Origin of the sequence: Rhizobium sp. Root1203 (assembly GCF_001424945.1) — a bacterium.
Taxonomy (GTDB): Bacteria; Pseudomonadota; Alphaproteobacteria; order Rhizobiales; family Rhizobiaceae; genus Rhizobium.
The window spans coordinates 26,970-41,149 of the sequence record NZ_LMCW01000009.1 but is presented as its reverse complement, the minus strand read 5'-3'; the positions used below and the strand labels follow the sequence as shown (position 1 = coordinate 41,149).

Below are 14,180 nucleotides of genomic sequence, written 5' to 3'. Positions count from 1 at the left end.
CCTATTGCACGAAGGTATTGCGCCCACCAGGCATGGCATCCGAAGCAAAAGGGCCGTCTCCGGGCGAATTGGAGACGGTCCTACGCGGACGCGAAGTAACCGCGCGCACCGGCGGAGGTGGATGGGCCGGGGAGTGCTATCTCAGCAACCCCGAAACGAACGCACTGGCAGGGCAACGGTAGCTTCTTCTTCGCCTGTCGCTCGCCGAGGGACGCCCGGAGAAGCGTTCGCGCCGCCAGGTCAAATTCTCAATTCTGTCTCAATGGTAGAAATCGGGCAGAAGCTTGAGTTCGTCTGCTTGGTGCTTGTCGTGGTTGATAAATAGCTGCGCATCGTATTCGGTCATGATTTGCTTGATGCGGTCCATGGAGGAGATGGATTCGGGCTTATCGACATTCAGCGCGGGGACGATGTCTCTCTCGAAGTTGTCCTCTAGATGGGCTACATCCCCGGACAGGATGACGTAGCCAGTCTTGCCCAGATGGACCATCAGCGACTGGCTGCCTGGGGTATGCCCCGGGGTGGACAGCAATCTCACGCTGCCGTCGCGAAACAGATCGACGTCTCCGGTAACAAGCTCGAGACGGCGAGGATGTCCGAGGAGCTTCCGAGCGAGTTGAACCAGAGTGTTGAGGTTCGGATCTGAAGGTGGGGGCGAATTGATCCATTCGTACTCCGCCTGCTGCATCACGACTGTCGCGTCCGGAAAAAGACCGACGTTTCCGATATGATCACCGTGCGTATGCGACACGAGGACGTAGTCGATATCGGACGGCTTTAGTCCGATTTGAGCAAGCTGCGAGGAGATCGTCCTGTCGAGATGATAGACGATCAGACTGGGAAGTGTCGACCAGCCCTTCGGATCGCCGATCGCTGTCTCGGGTACCCCAGTATCCCACATGATGTACTCGCTCCCATGCTGGATGAGATAGCATGTCGAGGAGAATTCGATGGACTTGCCCTTATTCTCGCCGGGCGTCCATACAGACTCGTCGTTCGCCAGGGAATGGCCGCAGTCGACTCGATAAAGCCGATCGATCGTTGCGCCGGGATTTTTTTCTTCCGTCGCTGACAATTGCGGGGCGTGTGCTGTTGCGAACAGCGCGAGCCAAATGACTTGGGTGATTGTAAAACGCGGTTTCATTATCTGTCTCCGATCTGGCAGCATAGAGGTGTTGTGGCCGCCCGGCGCAAACGCGGCGGTCGGAATATTCGAGATGCCGTGGGAAGGTTCACGGGGTCCGAGGTGACGGAGGGACGTTAGCTAAACCTCGGGAGACAGTTAATCGCACTTAGGTACCGAATGGGTGACCGTCGGGCTGTGCATTTTTCGAAACATTTGGCAAGAGTCCGACCCGAGCCCCTCCCAATTACCGGGCTGACAGTTGACGCCGCACTGGATGGGATCGGGCTGGCGTACCCGACTGGCCTCGTCCTGGGGCATGCCGAACTATGAACTATGGAGAGCTAAGCCGTTTGCTTCGGGAGTGGTGCCCGATCTTCCAAGGGTATCACGTCTATTATCGGAGCCGCCGAAATCCGTCGCCAGTCTTCTCGGCTTCGTCGAAGCATTCCGATCCAGGCCGTCCCGCGCGAGGACCAGGCGGCGCGTGTCTTCCCAAGGTACCACGAAAAGCTCTCAGAGGCTTGTTGGGGCGAGTATGCGGCTGAAACCTGAGCGCTCCCCTTGCCAAAATGGCCTCCGGGATTTGAGGTTACAGCAACGAATTTGGATTGCGTCGTCCCGGAATACAATCGCTCGATCACCGGCGTGCTGAAGAACGCCCTCGACCAGTCATACGTAGAATGGGCCCGCAAGCCGTTCACCGCGATCGCCTATGGCACCGCGGGCGGGTCTCGCGCACTCGAGCATCTGCGCGGAATCGGCGTCGAGCTGCAGATGGTTTCCACGCATGCGGCCGTTCATATCGGCGGCAGCGACTTCTTCGCCATGTTCTCGATGGGCGGCAACAAGCCGATCGAAGAGATCGAAGCCAACCTGCTGCCGTCGGCGAAGACTGCGCTGGACGCGCTGGTCTGGTGGGCGAAGGCCACGATTGCTGCGAAGGCTTCAGAGGTCTAACCTCTGCAAGACAAGGAGCGGGGGCGTTAGCCGCCCCGCTCCAGTTTTATCGTCTACACGCGACGGGCGACATAAAAATCCTTGAGCGGGGTTGGAAGCAGGTCTGCCGGGAAGTCCTGGTAGGACACCGGGCGCAGGAAACGGTAGATCGCCAACGTGCCTACCGACGTCGATCTTCCGTCCGACGTCGCCGGATAAGGTCCGCCATGGACCATCGCCGGGGAGACCTCGACGCCCGTCCCGAAGCCGTTAACGAGGAGCCGTCCGGCGAGAAGTTCCAACTGCGGGACCATCTGGGAGGCGGCGGTGAGGTCCTCGGCATCTACGTGTAGCGCGATGGTCAACTGACCTTCCAAGGATTCGACGACCTTACGCAACTCGTCGTCGTCACGGCAGCGAACGATCAGTCCCGCCGCACCGAAGACTTCTTCCTGAAGCTCTGGATTGGCGAGAAAGGCAGCAGCCGTCGTCTGAAAAAGCGCAGCCGAGGCCTGATGTGCAGTTCCGTTCTTCCCCGAAGCGATTTGCGAGACCGATGATACCGCCGACAGCCTTGCCACGCCCTTTCGATACGCCTCGCAGATACCGCCTGTCAGCATGGTCTGAGCCGGCGCTTCCCCCAGCGCTGCCGCCGCACTCTCGATGAAGGCGTCGAGGCCCGCACCGTCAATTGCGATGATCAGACCAGGATTGGTGCAGAATTGACCGGCCCCGAGGGTCAGTGAGGCCGCGAACGATTTCCCGATCTCCGCGCCCCGGACCAGCAATGCATTTGGATAGAGGATGACGGGATTGATGCTGCTCATTTCGGCGTAGACGGGTATCGGCTGCTTCCGCTCCGACGCGATCTTCATCAACGCGGTGCCGCCCCGGCGCGAGCCTGTGAAACCAACTGCGCGAACCCTGTGGTCGGCGACCAGGGTCTGGCCGACCTCGAATCCTGCGTCGAACAAAAGCGCAAAAGTCCCCGACGGGAGCCCGCATGCCGCGACGGCGTCGACGACGGCCTTGCCAACGATCGCGGAGGTTCCGGGATGGGCGGAGTGCGCCTTGACGATCACCGGACAGCCGGCGGCGAGGGCCGAGGCAGTGTCGCCACCAGCGACAGAAAAAGCTAGGGGGAAGTTCGATGCCCCAAACACCGCGACCGGTCCGAGAGCGATGTTGCGAAGCCGAAGGTCAGGCTTCGCCATCGGCTTGCGGTCGGCGTCTGCGGGATCGAAACGCAATTCCTGGAAAGCGCCGTCGCGGACTTCCTTCGCGAAGAGCCGGAGCTGTCCGACCGTTCGGGCACGCTCTCCTTCGATGCGGCCGCGCGGCAGTCCCGTCTCGTCGATCGCTCGCAGGACGAGTTCGTCCCCGATGGCCAGAATTCCTTCCGCGATCGCTTCCAGGAAGAGCGCCCGATCCTCGAGCGATGTTTCCTTGTAGACCGGGAAGGCGGCCCAGGCCAAAGACGCGGCTTGCTCGACCTGCTCCTTGGTGGCGCCCGCGAAACTTGGTTCCATGGGGCTGCCGTTGGCGGGATTGATCGCGGAGAATGTTGCGGCCGAGCCGCGCACGTTCGTGCCACCGATAAGGAGGTCGCCGGAGAGTGTCATCATGGATCCTTTCGAAACGAAGAGCCGATACCGTCCTCCACTTACTTGGAGGCTCGACGCGAACCGTTGCCGGTTGGCTTTCGACCTCAGATAGGCGTCGGCGCGAGGCATGCCAAGCCTGGAAATGCAAATAGTATTACTTTTTAAAGGGAGCTGCATCCGGCGGGCCAAGCCCGCCGGATGCAAGTGGTCGCAAGATTGCGGCTTACGCCACCTGAGTGAGGGCGATCGCCGCCACGGTCTCCTTGGTGTCGACGATGGCGCTGGCATAGCTCGGCAGATTGACCTCGAGCGCCGCGTGCATCATTTCCGGCGAGTAATCGGCGACCGCGTCCTTGACGACGGTGACGTCGTATCCAAGTTCGGCGGCGTATCGCACGGTGGCTTCGATGCATGTATGGGCTACCAGACCGATCACGATGACACGCTGGATGCCATGCCGTTTCAGTTCGAGATCGAGATCGGTGTTGGCAAAGCCGCTGGAGCACCAATGCTCGGATGCCACGACCTCACCGGCCACGGGGACGAATTCGGCACGGAACTCGCCGCCCCACGTGCCGAATTCGAAGCTCTTGCGGTGCCAGGCCGCACGCTGGATCGGCGCCACGAACTTCCAGTTCTCGTAGTCTCCAGCCCGATAGCGATGATGCATCGCGAAAAAGACCCGAAGCTTGGCTTCGCGTGCGGCGGTCAGCACTTCGAGCATGTGCGGCACGCAGTTGTTCGCCTCGGCGACCTCCTTGATCCGCGGCCAGATCTTGCCACCCTCGGAAATGAAGTCGTTGTACGGATCGACCACGAGGAGTCCGGTATTGCTCCTATCGAAGGATAGTTCAGTCATGGTGTGCTCCTTGGCCGGTTCAGGCCGCCTTCGTCGCGGAGTTCTTCAGGGCCGCGCGCTCGATGCTCGCCGCGAACAGCGGCGTCTCGCCCTTGTTGTGGGCAATAGACATCGGCTGACGCTGCGTACGGAAGAGTTCGAACGGGATGCCTTGGCGATCGAGGAACGCCATCATCTCGTCGGTCGCGTAGGATTGGACGCGGTTGGTGAATTCGCAGCGGTTCGCATCCAGCTTCTTCACACTCAGTTCCCAGGTGACGTGGATGGTGACCCGGCCATTCGGCGTGAAGACGTCTGAATCGGAGTCGAGGATGAGATGATGCTTTTCGCCGAGTGTCTCATGGTAATGCTGGACCATCAGGCTGCCGCCGATTGTCTCGACATTTATCGACATCCGCGTGCCGTCGTCCGCCGTCGTGAAGCCCGCTGCGATGTGGGCAGGCGAGCATCCCTGGTACTCCTTTTCGGGCAGGTTAAAGCACCATGTCGGAATATCAATCTTCTCGATCGGCGCGTTGATGATGGCCGAAAAGCTGGAATCGACGATCTGGTTTTCAAGGCTGTGCATGAGACTTCTCCATTGTCGTTGACTGCGTTGAAGGGTGTTGATGCCCGCGCGACCTGCCGAGTCCTTGCGCGGGCACCGCCTCGGCCTACTTGTCGGCCAGAGTTTGGGTGTAGTGTCCGAGCCTGGCCTCGACGTCCGGGTCCTTCTGCAGCCCTATGTCCATCAGCCGTCCGATGTTCTTCTGCGCCGCCGGCCGTTGGACCGAAGTAATGAAGGCGTCCCAGCCAGCGGCGATCTCGGGATCGCTCGGAAGGCTCGCGAAATCGACCAGGCGTTTGGTGTCGGCGATCGCCTGGCGATCGAAGCCGGAGATTCGGGTCGCGAGGGCGTCAACGAACGGATCGAGCTTGTCGTCATCGAAGGATCGATTGACGTATCCGTACTTCTCCGCAAGATCACCGTTGATGTCGTCGGATCCAAGCAGGACCTCCAGCGCGCGGCCGCGCCCCATCAGCCGCGGTAGCCTTGCCATCGGGCCGCCTCCGGGAACGAGCGCCGCGCCCACCTCCCATTGGGAGAGAATAGCCTTCTGACGGCTGGCGAAGCGCATGTCGCTGGCGAGAGCAAGCTCGCTTCCGACGCCCGTCGCGCGGCCGCGGAGGAGCGCGATGGAGACGACCGGCGACTTGCTGATGCGGACCAGCATGTCGGGCAGGGGGTGCAAGCCTGTGGGGCCAGAGGGGAGGCCGGTGGATTCGGCGAGAGGCGGCGTAAAGTTGTAGTGAGTGAGGAAGAACCCAGGCACATCGCTGTCGAAGACAACGACCCTAAGCTTGGGATCGCTTTCGATTGCGGCCACCACTTTTTCCATCTGAGGGATCGTCTCCGGTCCGAAGATGTTGAAGGGCGGATTGTCGAAGGTGACACGCCAGTAGGCGGGCGTGCGCTTGTCCACCTTGATCTGCGCATGTTTCTGACCTGGGTCGGCCTTGACCTCTGCACCACGATCCACCTTTTCGGCGACCTTCGTCTGACCGGATAGGGCGAGCGCCGGAAGCAGCAATAGCGCCGCCGCAGTCAGGGCTTTCGACGACATCGCGATGGCGCTTGTCCTGGTTGGTTGTCTGACATTCATGGCTGGCTCCGTTCTTGGGTTTGGGATGCAAACGCTGGCCCGATCTCGAAGACCAGTTCGATCTCGACGGGCATTCCAAGCGGTATGCTGGAAACGCCGAGGACGACGCGGGGAGGGAGCCGGGCCGGGCCGAACACGTCGAGCAACAGCTCTGACGCTCCATCGGCGACTTTGGGGTGTTCACGGAAATCGGCGGGGCAGGCGATATAGACGGCGAGCTTGGCGACCGATCGAATTCTATCCAGCGTTCCTAGCTGCGACTGCGCGGCGGCCAGCCCACTCAGGCAGGCCGCTCTCGCCGCGTCGTAACCTTCAGCCACCGACAGCTCGCGGCCGACAAGGCCAGTATAAAGTGGCACATGTCCGGCGACCGGCAGCATGCCGCTTAGGAACAGCAGCGAGCCGGATTGGAACGCTTCGACGTACGCGCCAAACGGCGTGGGCGCCTTCGGGAGGCATATCGCCAGTTCCTTGATGCGCGCCTCAGCGCTCGCGACTACCATTTGCCGAGATGTGCGCCGTTGTCTACGTGCAGCACCTCCCCGGTGATGTTGGAGGACTCCGTCAGATAGACGACGCCGTCGACGATCTCCTGAACCGCGGTGATAGTCCCCATCGGCGACAAGGATTCGAGGAAGGCCCGCGGGTTTTTCGCGTGAAGAGGGGTGTCGACAACGCCTGGCGAGAGCGCGTTCACGCGGATATTGTCCTTGGCGAACTCAAGCGCGAGGCTCTTCGTAATCGCGTTGAGACCGCCCTTGGTAACCATTGGAAGCGACGCGGTCACGCTGGCAATCGGATGGTCCGTCAGCGACGAAGTGATCGTCACGACGCTCCCGCCGGATTTCTGGCGCAGCATCTGTTCGATGGCGCGCTGCGTGAAATGGAGAAATCCTTCGACGTTCGTCGCGCACAGGCGGCGGAAGTCTTCGATGGTGTATTCGAGGAACGGTTTGGTGAAGAAGACCCCGGCATTGTTAACGAGCGCATCGATCGAACCGAATTTCTCCACCGCGGCCGTCGCCACCCGCTCGGCCGTTTCTGGATCCGCGACGTCGCCGCTGATCAGCTCCAGCCGGCCTGCGCGATCGAACAGCGTGCTCTCGCTGATGTTGCGGGAAGTGCCGACGACGTTCCAGCCCTTGTCCAGGAACGTTTTGACGAGTCCGGCTCCGATCCCTTGCGACGCGCCAGTGATCACAACAGTCTTGTGCACGCTCATGCCTGCCTCCGTTCCAGCGACGCCGGTAACCTTCGTCCGCCGGGTGGCGGTCGTCGCTTTGTTCCTCGTGTGATGCGTTGATCCAGCAAATTGGCCGGGAGCTTCCCGGCGGTCCGCGCCGTCGTCCGCTCTGCCACGATAATCGCGCCGAAAATCCGGACCCGATATTGTACCAAGGTGTTCCCGATACCTTCGGATTGGTCGCTCTCCAGGACACCAAGGTCCAATAGACGCGGGTCGTGGCCGGGGGGTATCAGCGTTGCAACGTCACGCATGACAAGGAGCCCACATGACCCGCTGGCCGGATCGCCGAATTCTCGACCTGTTTGGAATCGAGCTTCCCATCATCCAGGCGCCGATGGCCGGCGCGACGACGGTCGAAATGGTCGTCGCCGCGGCCAAGGCCGGCGGTCTGGGGTCTCTCCCAAGCGCTCAGTTAAACGTCGACGGGCTGCGACAGGCACTCCATGAGATTCGCGGCGCTACTCGCACGCCTGTGAACGTGAATTTCTTCTCACATGTTTCCCCCGCCGAAGATCCGGCAGCGCAGATGCGATGGAGAGCTCTGCTCGCGCCCTACTTCGTAGACGCAGGACTTGACCCTGCTGCGCCGCTCGCCGCGGCGGGCCGAGCACCGTTCGACTCTTCGTTCTGCGAGGTGGTCGAGGAGTTGAAACCGGAGGTCGTGAGCTTTCATTTCGGGCTGCCCGAAAAGTCGCTGGTCCAGCGTGTGAAGGCGACCGGCGCGAAGATCATATCATCCGCGACGACCGTGGCCGAGGCCGTCTGGCTCGAAAAAAACGGCGTCGACGCAGTCATCGCCATGGGTTTCGAGGCCGGCGGACATCGTGGGAACTTTTTGAGCCAGGACATGACGACACAGGTTGGGATCATGGCGCTCCTGCCGCAGGTGGTCGACGCGGTGCGGGTGCCAGTCATCGCCGCCGGCGGGATCGCCGACGGACGGGGTGTCGCCGCCGCCCTTATGCTCGGAGCTTCCGCCGTCCAGGTCGGGACGGCATACCTGTTCTGCCCTGAGGCGAGGATTCCCGCTGTTCAGGCAGAGGCGCTGGCTTCCGCCCGAGATGACAGCACCGCGATAACGAACGTTTTTACCGGCCGCCCAGCGAGAGGCGTCGTAAACCGCCTGATGCGCGATCTGGGTCCAATCTCAGATGCCGTGCCTGCATTTCCAACTGCCGGAGGAGCTCTCGTTCCCATCAGAGCAAAAGCCGAGGCGGAGTCGAGGAACGATTTTACGAACCTCTGGTCGGGTCAGGCCTCCCGTCTTGCTCTGAAAGTTGGTGCCGAGGAATTGACGCGAGAGCTCTATCATTCCGCGTTGGACGTCATCGCACGCCGCAGTCCTGCCTGACGGCGTCCCGAAGATCCTTCCGCATCTCGGCAGACAGCCTGCCGCAGACTGACGGTTCACGCAGACGTCGACCAATCTAACTGAAGGGGAGCCGTCGCGCGAGTTCGTGGCGACATATCTCCAATCGAACGAAGGACAGCGTCATGTCTAAACACCGCCCCAGCCCATATGTGGTCGTGCTCGCTGGATCGGCGTCCCTCGCCATCGCCATGGGCGTCGGTCGGTTCGCATTCACTCCAATCCTGCCGATGATGCTGCACGACGGCGTCCTTGATCTTTCGCAAGCCGGAGGACTCGCCACTGCCAACTATGTCGGCTACCTCGTCGGCGCATTGGCGGCGATGGCAGTACCCAGAAGGTGGGATCATACCTTCATCATACGCCTGACACTGGGGTCCACGGTCCTGCTCACGGCTCTGATGTCTGCGCCTTATGCCGAGGCCTGGGTCGCTCTCCGGTTCTTGGCGGGCGTGGCTTCGGCGGTCGGATTCGTCTTCACCTCCGGTTGGTGTCTCGCCCAGCTTTCGGGATCCGGCAGCTCGATCGGAAGCGCCATATTCACGGGACCCGGCGCAGGCATCGCCGTGTCCGGGCTAGCCGCCAGCGGGATGACCATTCTTGGGCTGAGCGGGCACACGGCCTGGCTGGTGTTCGCGGCGATTTCGGCGATCATTAGCGGGATCATCTGGAAGACATTCGGCGAGAGCGCGAAACCGTCCGACGCCTATTCGGTGGGCGCGCCGACGCGCGCCTCCGGCAAGGTGCCAAAATCGGAAATGCCTCTTTTTGCCGTGGCTTACGGGCTGGCCGGCTTCGGCTACATCATCACTGCGACGTATCTTCCGGTGATCGCGAAGAACAGCGTTCCCGGTTCACCGTTGCTCACCGTCTTCTGGCCGCTTTTCGGAGCCGCGGCAGTCGTCGGGTCACTCCTGGCGGCGCGCGTGAGGCATAGCGCCGACGTGCGGCTCCATCTGACTGCCGCGTACCTTGTGCAGGCAGTCGGAGTGGGGCTGTCGGTGATCTGGCAGGACGCTTTCGGTCTTGCCCTCAGCAGCGCGCTTGTGGGCCTGCCCTTCACTGCGATCAGCTACTTCGCCATGAACGAAGTCAGGCGGATCAGATCGAGCCACCACGCGCGTTACATGGGACTGCTGACGGCGGTGTTCGCGATCGGACAGATCATGGGGCCGCCTGCCGTGGGAGTGATCATGAGGCACGAGGTGAACGTAGACGCCGGGTTCGATCTCGCGCTTGCCGTCGCCAGCATCGCGCTCGTAGTCGGCGCCGCGATCTATGTTGCGATGATCCTGCTGTTTCCTTGCGAGCGGAAGGCAAAGATCGTAGAGCGCTCGGTTCGATCCACTTGAAAACTACCCGCTTCGATCTCCTCCGATGCGATCGTCGCCTATCTCCAAATTCTGGGCGACACCATCGTACAATAGATGGGTCGGGATCGATTGCGCATGCTGCACTGACGACGAGCCGGATAAACCAAGTCGGCCCGCACGACGAGAGTTACAGGCTTTCCAATTGCGTCAGCCACCTTTTAGGAAGTACGGAGAAAAGCAATGGACCGGCATCTCACGGAAGTCAGCGGCGGCGAGACCGCGCAGGACGATGGAAGCGCCTTGGATGCTTTGATACGGTTCTATCGAGCCTTCAACGCTGGCGATCTCAAAGGGCTGGAAGAGGTCTGGCTTGGTGGCTCGGATCCCAGCATGGATAATCCGATCGGCGGCATCCGCCGCGGTTGGGACCAGATCGCTGACGGTTATTCAAAGCTCTTCAAGGGAGGAACGAAGGTCCAGGTGACCTTCCACGACTTCACGAGCCAGGGCGGCGACGAATGGCATCTGTTCGTCGGCCGTGAACGTGGAATCTGCAGGACGGCTACTGAGACGCTCGACGTCGCCTTCCGGACGACCCGGTGGTTTGTACGCAAGGAAGGCGGTTGGCGACAGCTTCATCACCATGGGTCTGTCGAGGATCCGCAGATGCTGGCTGCCTATCAGAAAATGATCTTCGGCTGAAGAAACCATGGGTCTGTCGAGGATCCGCAGATGCTGGCTGCCTATCAGAAAATGATCTTCGGCTGAAGAAATGGGCGCCGGCAAACGTCGGCGCTCCCCGCGGCGCGCAGCTAGTCGCGCGGCTGTCCCCGCACCAAAGGCGCGACGTCGGTTCCCAGCAGCTCGATCGAACGACGCATCGCTTCCGCGTCGAGCGCGGCCGTGCTCATCTGAAAGGTGATGCGAGCAATGCCTCCCAACGTTGTGTTAACATGAGATATCTTGGCAGCCACCGTCTGTGGGCTGCCGACAAGGAACGCGCCACCCGGCCCGCACATATGCTCGAACTGGGCCTTGGTCGGCGGCGGCCAGCCTCGCTCTCTCCCAGCGTCGGTGAACATTTGGAACCAGCCGGGGAAAAACGCTTTCTTTGCCGCCTCGTCGGTCTCTCCGACAAATCCAAGAGCATGGACGCCTACCCGCTGGTTTTCAGCGGGATGCCCGCTGGCGAGCCACGCTCGGCGATAGAGCTCGACCAGCGGCAAAAAGCGCTCGAAGCTTCCTCCGATGATGGCCACCATCAGAGGGAGGCCCAGCGTCCCGGCGCGGACGAAGGATTCGGGCGTGCCGCCGACGCCGAGCCATATCGGCAATTTGGACTGATGCGGACGAGGAAAGACGCCTTCGCCATTGATTGCAGGACGAAACCGGCCCTGCCACTTGATGCTGGGCTGCTCCCTGATCTTGAGCAGTAGGTCCAGCTTTTCCGCAAAGAGCGCATCGTAGTCCCTCAGGTCGAAGCCAAACAGGGGATAGGCCTCCACGGAAGAGCCACGACCGACCACGATCTCCGCTCGTCCGCGGGATATAAGGTCCAGCGTTGCGAACTCTTGAAAAAGGCGCACAGGATCGGAGGCGCTAAGCACTGCGACGGCGCTCGTTAGCCTTATCGAATTGGTTCGCGCCGCCGCTGCGGCAAGTATCACGGCGGGCGCGGAATCAAGCGCGTTTTCCCTGTGGTGTTCGCCCATTCCGAAGACGTCCAGACCAACCTGGTCCGCCAGCTCCACCTCGGAAAGTACGCTCTCCATACGATCGACCGCCGACTGCAGACGACCCGTATCAGGTTTGGGCAAGAGCATCGCAAAACTATCGATACCGATTTCCACTGTTGAATCCTTTCAATGGGCTCGCAGCCGGAGCCTTGGTGTCTGACGCCTTACAGGCCGAAGCGCTTCCCATCTCATGACGAGGCGATGCCGCGCCAGTCTGGTTTTTCGGATGAAGGTCATCGATTTTTTCGATAATTGAGCGCGTCGGGACCCCGGCTGCTCATGCCCACGAATCGACATCTCTTACCGCCTTGGCGAACGCCTCGGGCGCCTCCTGCGGCAAATTGTGGCCGATCCCTCCGGCTGCGAGACGATGTTCGTATTTCGCCTTGAACTTTGACGCGTAGGCCTTGGGATCAGGATGAGGCGCTCCGTTGGCGTCGCCCTCCATCGTGATCGTTGGCACATGGATCTCGGGACCGACCGCAAGTTTGGTCTCGAATTCGTCGAACCGCTTTTCACCTTGCGTCAGGCCCAGACGCCAGCGGTAGTTATGAACGACGATCGAGACGTGATCGGGATTGGCAAATGCCTCTGCACTCCGTTCGAAGGTCGAGTCGTCGAACTTCCACTGCGGCGAGGCAAGACGCCAGATGAGTTTGGCGAAGTCGTTCGTATATTTTTCATAGCCGTCGCGACCGCGGTCCGTCGCGAAGTAGAACTGATACCACCACTGAAATTCCGCGGCCGGGGGCAAAGGCGCCTTTCCAGCAGCTTGGTTCCCTATGAGGTAGCCGCTGACTGATACCAATCCCCTGCATCGTTCTGGCCAAAGCGCGGCCACGATGTCGGCCGTCCGCGCACCCCAGTCGAACCCGGCGACCGTTGCCTTTTCAATCTTCAAGGCGTCCATCAGCTTGATGGCGTCGACAGCAAGCGCCGACTGTTGGCCGTTACGAAAAGTGTCCTCGGACAGGAACCTAGTGCTGCCGTATCCGCGCAGATGCGGGACGATCACACGGTGACCCCGCTTCGCGAGCAAAGGCGCCACCTCGGCGAAGGCGTTGATGTCGTAGGGCCAGCCGTGGAACAACAAAACCGGGGAGCCGTCTTCAGGGCCGAGCTCGGCGTATCCGACATTCAGGTCGCCGGCGTCGATACGCTTGTCGGCAACCAGATCCATATTCTTTTGCCGTACCGGCCTTTTGCTTTGCTCGGCACCTTCGACGCGCCCTGCGAGGATTCCTGCGGCCGTCAGCCCGAGTGCCACTCCGCCGAAGGAGCGGCGTGTCCAGGTCGCGTTGTTTGAGTTGCTCATGGCTGTGTCTCCAAAGATCGCTTGTTGAGCGCCTGCCGCACGACAGGAACTTGCGAGTCCATTTCAGACAGGTGGCAGAAATGCGCTACTGTCCAATGGTGTCGGTCAGCTACAGGAGTGCTTAAACATGGAGGCGCAGCGGCCCCTCAGAACGCCGAAAGCTCATTCGGGACGGAGCCCGACGCGCGCCCAAGTCTTGCGGCCATATACAAAAGGTCGGGAAGTGTTCTGGCGTTCATCTTCCGCATGAGCCGGCCGCGATGAGCCTTGACGGTGATCTCACTAATATTCAACTTGAAGGCCACCTGCTTGTTCAGCAAGCCTTCTACCACAAACTTCATGACTTGACGTTCTCGCGGGGTAAGGGTGAGGAAATAGGCTTCCAAACGGTTTGCCTCGTTGAACGCACGTATCGATGCGTTCACCTCCTCTGCGATTACGGCGGGATTGTCCTGCTTGGGGAGGAAGGCCACCCGGAATCTCGTTGTGGAAACAGACGTGGCCGGACTGCCCCGCGGGGTGACGACGACGATTGGGCAGTGCACCGCGAAGGAGCAAATCAACCGCGCTAGATCTGATACCGGCAGATCCGCCAAGCTCGCATCGACAAGGATACAGTTGAAACATCCAGCTTGGGCGCCGTTAAGCAAGTCGCGCGCTGAGGTGAACCGTTCAAGTCGCCAGCTCATACCCGAAATATATCGATGCAAATCGGGATCGAATTCGGTGCCGTTATCCAAAACGGCGACCAAAGCATCGCTCGAGAGTGTTGTCGCCATTGTCGAAGGATCAGTAGGATTTTCCGTCCGGTACATGCCATTCGCTCTCATTGATCGTGCACGGAGGTGCTGCGGCTGGGAGGTGTTATGATGCTTGCACCTTGTAGTGAAGGCGCTCCGCGTTTTTAAACCAGCACCCAGCCGTTCGCGACTTAAGTGGTGTGAGAGATCCTGAAAAAAGCTGAAATATTCCCTTAGCAGTTGTTGAAGCGCCCTTGGCGCAATCTGCCCCTCTGTGATTTTATACGATGCGT

At 60.7% G+C, this 14,180-nt stretch carries 13 protein-coding genes and 1 pseudogene; 4 read left to right on the top strand and 10 right to left on the bottom strand.

Features of this window, described 5'->3' with window-relative positions; genetic code table 11:
• Positions 1 to 259: 259 nt before the first annotated feature.
• On the bottom strand, positions 260 to 1,144 hold the full coding sequence (locus tag ASC97_RS09095; protein WP_244481425.1) for an N-acyl homoserine lactonase family protein: 885 nt from the start codon (positions 1,142 to 1,144) through the stop codon (positions 260 to 262).
• A gap of 594 nt (positions 1,145 to 1,738) precedes the next feature.
• Here ASC97_RS09095 and ASC97_RS09090 point away from each other — a divergent pair.
• Positions 1,739 to 2,083: pseudogene (locus tag ASC97_RS09090) on the top strand (NADPH-dependent FMN reductase); the annotation flags it as partial.
• Between the two features lie 53 nt (positions 2,084 to 2,136).
• Here ASC97_RS09090 and ASC97_RS09085 read toward each other — a convergent pair.
• The 6 genes from ASC97_RS09085 to ASC97_RS09060 all read right to left on the bottom strand — a co-directional run bounded on the left by ASC97_RS09085 (position 2,137) and on the right by ASC97_RS09060 (position 7,390).
• Complete coding sequence (locus ASC97_RS09085; RefSeq protein WP_057468096.1) at positions 2,137 to 3,684, bottom strand: aldehyde dehydrogenase (NADP(+)); 1,548 nt, start codon at positions 3,682 to 3,684, stop codon at positions 2,137 to 2,139.
• A gap of 205 nt (positions 3,685 to 3,889) precedes the next feature.
• Entirely contained in the window at positions 3,890 to 4,525 is a 636-nt protein-coding gene (locus tag ASC97_RS09080; protein WP_057468034.1) for an isochorismatase family cysteine hydrolase, read from the bottom strand.
• 19 nt (positions 4,526 to 4,544) lie between these two features.
• A complete protein-coding gene (locus tag ASC97_RS09075; protein ID WP_057468033.1) occupies positions 4,545 to 5,093 on the bottom strand; it encodes a hypothetical protein in 549 nt (182 codons plus the stop codon).
• Positions 5,094 to 5,178: 85 nt separating this feature from the next.
• On the bottom strand, positions 5,179 to 6,168 hold the full coding sequence (locus tag ASC97_RS09070; RefSeq protein WP_057468032.1) for an enoyl-CoA hydratase/isomerase family protein: 990 nt from the start codon (positions 6,166 to 6,168) through the stop codon (positions 5,179 to 5,181).
• Positions 6,165 to 6,671, bottom strand: coding sequence for a RidA family protein (locus ASC97_RS09065; RefSeq protein WP_057468031.1), 507 nt, complete (start codon positions 6,669 to 6,671; stop codon positions 6,165 to 6,167). Before ASC97_RS09065 ends, ASC97_RS09070 begins: the two co-directional genes overlap by 4 nt.
• A complete protein-coding gene (locus ASC97_RS09060) occupies positions 6,665 to 7,390 on the bottom strand; it encodes an SDR family NAD(P)-dependent oxidoreductase (RefSeq protein WP_057468030.1) in 726 nt (241 codons plus the stop codon). Before ASC97_RS09060 ends, ASC97_RS09065 begins: the two co-directional genes overlap by 7 nt.
• Before the next feature lie 289 nt (positions 7,391 to 7,679).
• Here ASC97_RS09060 and ASC97_RS09055 point away from each other — a divergent pair, with 289 nt between their 5' ends.
• The 3 genes from ASC97_RS09055 (at position 7,680) to ASC97_RS09045 (ending at position 10,798) form a co-directional block, all read left to right on the top strand.
• Positions 7,680 to 8,765, top strand: a complete 1,086-nt coding sequence (locus ASC97_RS09055; protein WP_057468029.1) for an NAD(P)H-dependent flavin oxidoreductase — start codon at positions 7,680 to 7,682, stop codon at positions 8,763 to 8,765.
• A 143-nt stretch (positions 8,766 to 8,908) separates the two neighbouring features.
• Complete coding sequence (locus tag ASC97_RS09050) at positions 8,909 to 10,135, top strand: YbfB/YjiJ family MFS transporter (protein WP_057468028.1); 1,227 nt, start codon at positions 8,909 to 8,911, stop codon at positions 10,133 to 10,135.
• Between the two features lie 201 nt (positions 10,136 to 10,336).
• Positions 10,337 to 10,798, top strand: a complete 462-nt coding sequence (locus ASC97_RS09045) for a YybH family protein (RefSeq protein WP_057468027.1) — start codon at positions 10,337 to 10,339, stop codon at positions 10,796 to 10,798.
• A gap of 110 nt (positions 10,799 to 10,908) precedes the next feature.
• Here the strand turns inward: ASC97_RS09045 and ASC97_RS09040 are convergent, their stop codons facing one another.
• The 3 genes from ASC97_RS09040 to ASC97_RS09030 all read right to left on the bottom strand — a co-directional run bounded on the left by ASC97_RS09040 (position 10,909) and on the right by ASC97_RS09030 (position 13,962).
• Positions 10,909 to 11,946 carry an LLM class flavin-dependent oxidoreductase gene (locus ASC97_RS09040; protein ID WP_057468026.1) on the bottom strand — a complete coding sequence of 346 codons (1,038 nt, stop codon included), beginning with the start codon at positions 11,944 to 11,946 and terminating at the stop codon, positions 10,909 to 10,911.
• A gap of 163 nt (positions 11,947 to 12,109) precedes the next feature.
• Entirely contained in the window at positions 12,110 to 13,147 is a 1,038-nt protein-coding gene (locus ASC97_RS09035) for an alpha/beta fold hydrolase (RefSeq protein WP_057468025.1), read from the bottom strand.
• Positions 13,148 to 13,293: 146 nt separating this feature from the next.
• Positions 13,294 to 13,962 (bottom strand): response regulator transcription factor, encoded by a 669-nt coding sequence (locus tag ASC97_RS09030; protein ID WP_057468024.1) that lies wholly within the window; start codon positions 13,960 to 13,962, stop codon positions 13,294 to 13,296.
• Positions 13,963 to 14,180: the final 218 nt, after the last annotated feature.

Excerpts from the sequence above, each read along its gene's own strand:
- ASC97_RS09095 (WP_244481425.1), bottom strand. The coding sequence starts at position 1,144 with ATGAAACCGCGTTTTACAATCACCCAAGTCATTTGGCTCGCGCTGTTC.
- ASC97_RS09085 (WP_057468096.1), bottom strand. The coding sequence starts at position 3,684 with ATGACACTCTCCGGCGACCTCCTTATCGGTGGCACGAACGTGCGCGGC.
- ASC97_RS09080 (WP_057468034.1), bottom strand. The coding sequence starts at position 4,525 with ATGACTGAACTATCCTTCGATAGGAGCAATACCGGACTCCTCGTGGTC.
- ASC97_RS09075 (WP_057468033.1), bottom strand. The coding sequence starts at position 5,093 with ATGCACAGCCTTGAAAACCAGATCGTCGATTCCAGCTTTTCGGCCATC.
- ASC97_RS09070 (WP_057468032.1), bottom strand. The coding sequence starts at position 6,168 with ATGAATGTCAGACAACCAACCAGGACAAGCGCCATCGCGATGTCGTCG.
- ASC97_RS09065 (WP_057468031.1), bottom strand. The coding sequence starts at position 6,671 with ATGGTAGTCGCGAGCGCTGAGGCGCGCATCAAGGAACTGGCGATATGC.
- ASC97_RS09060 (WP_057468030.1), bottom strand. The coding sequence starts at position 7,390 with ATGAGCGTGCACAAGACTGTTGTGATCACTGGCGCGTCGCAAGGGATC.
- ASC97_RS09055 (WP_057468029.1), top strand. The coding sequence starts at position 7,680 with ATGACCCGCTGGCCGGATCGCCGAATTCTCGACCTGTTTGGAATCGAG.
- ASC97_RS09050 (WP_057468028.1), top strand. The coding sequence starts at position 8,909 with ATGTCTAAACACCGCCCCAGCCCATATGTGGTCGTGCTCGCTGGATCG.
- ASC97_RS09045 (WP_057468027.1), top strand. The coding sequence starts at position 10,337 with ATGGACCGGCATCTCACGGAAGTCAGCGGCGGCGAGACCGCGCAGGAC.
- ASC97_RS09035 (WP_057468025.1), bottom strand. The coding sequence starts at position 13,147 with ATGAGCAACTCAAACAACGCGACCTGGACACGCCGCTCCTTCGGCGGA.
- ASC97_RS09030 (WP_057468024.1), bottom strand. The coding sequence starts at position 13,962 with ATGTACCGGACGGAAAATCCTACTGATCCTTCGACAATGGCGACAACA.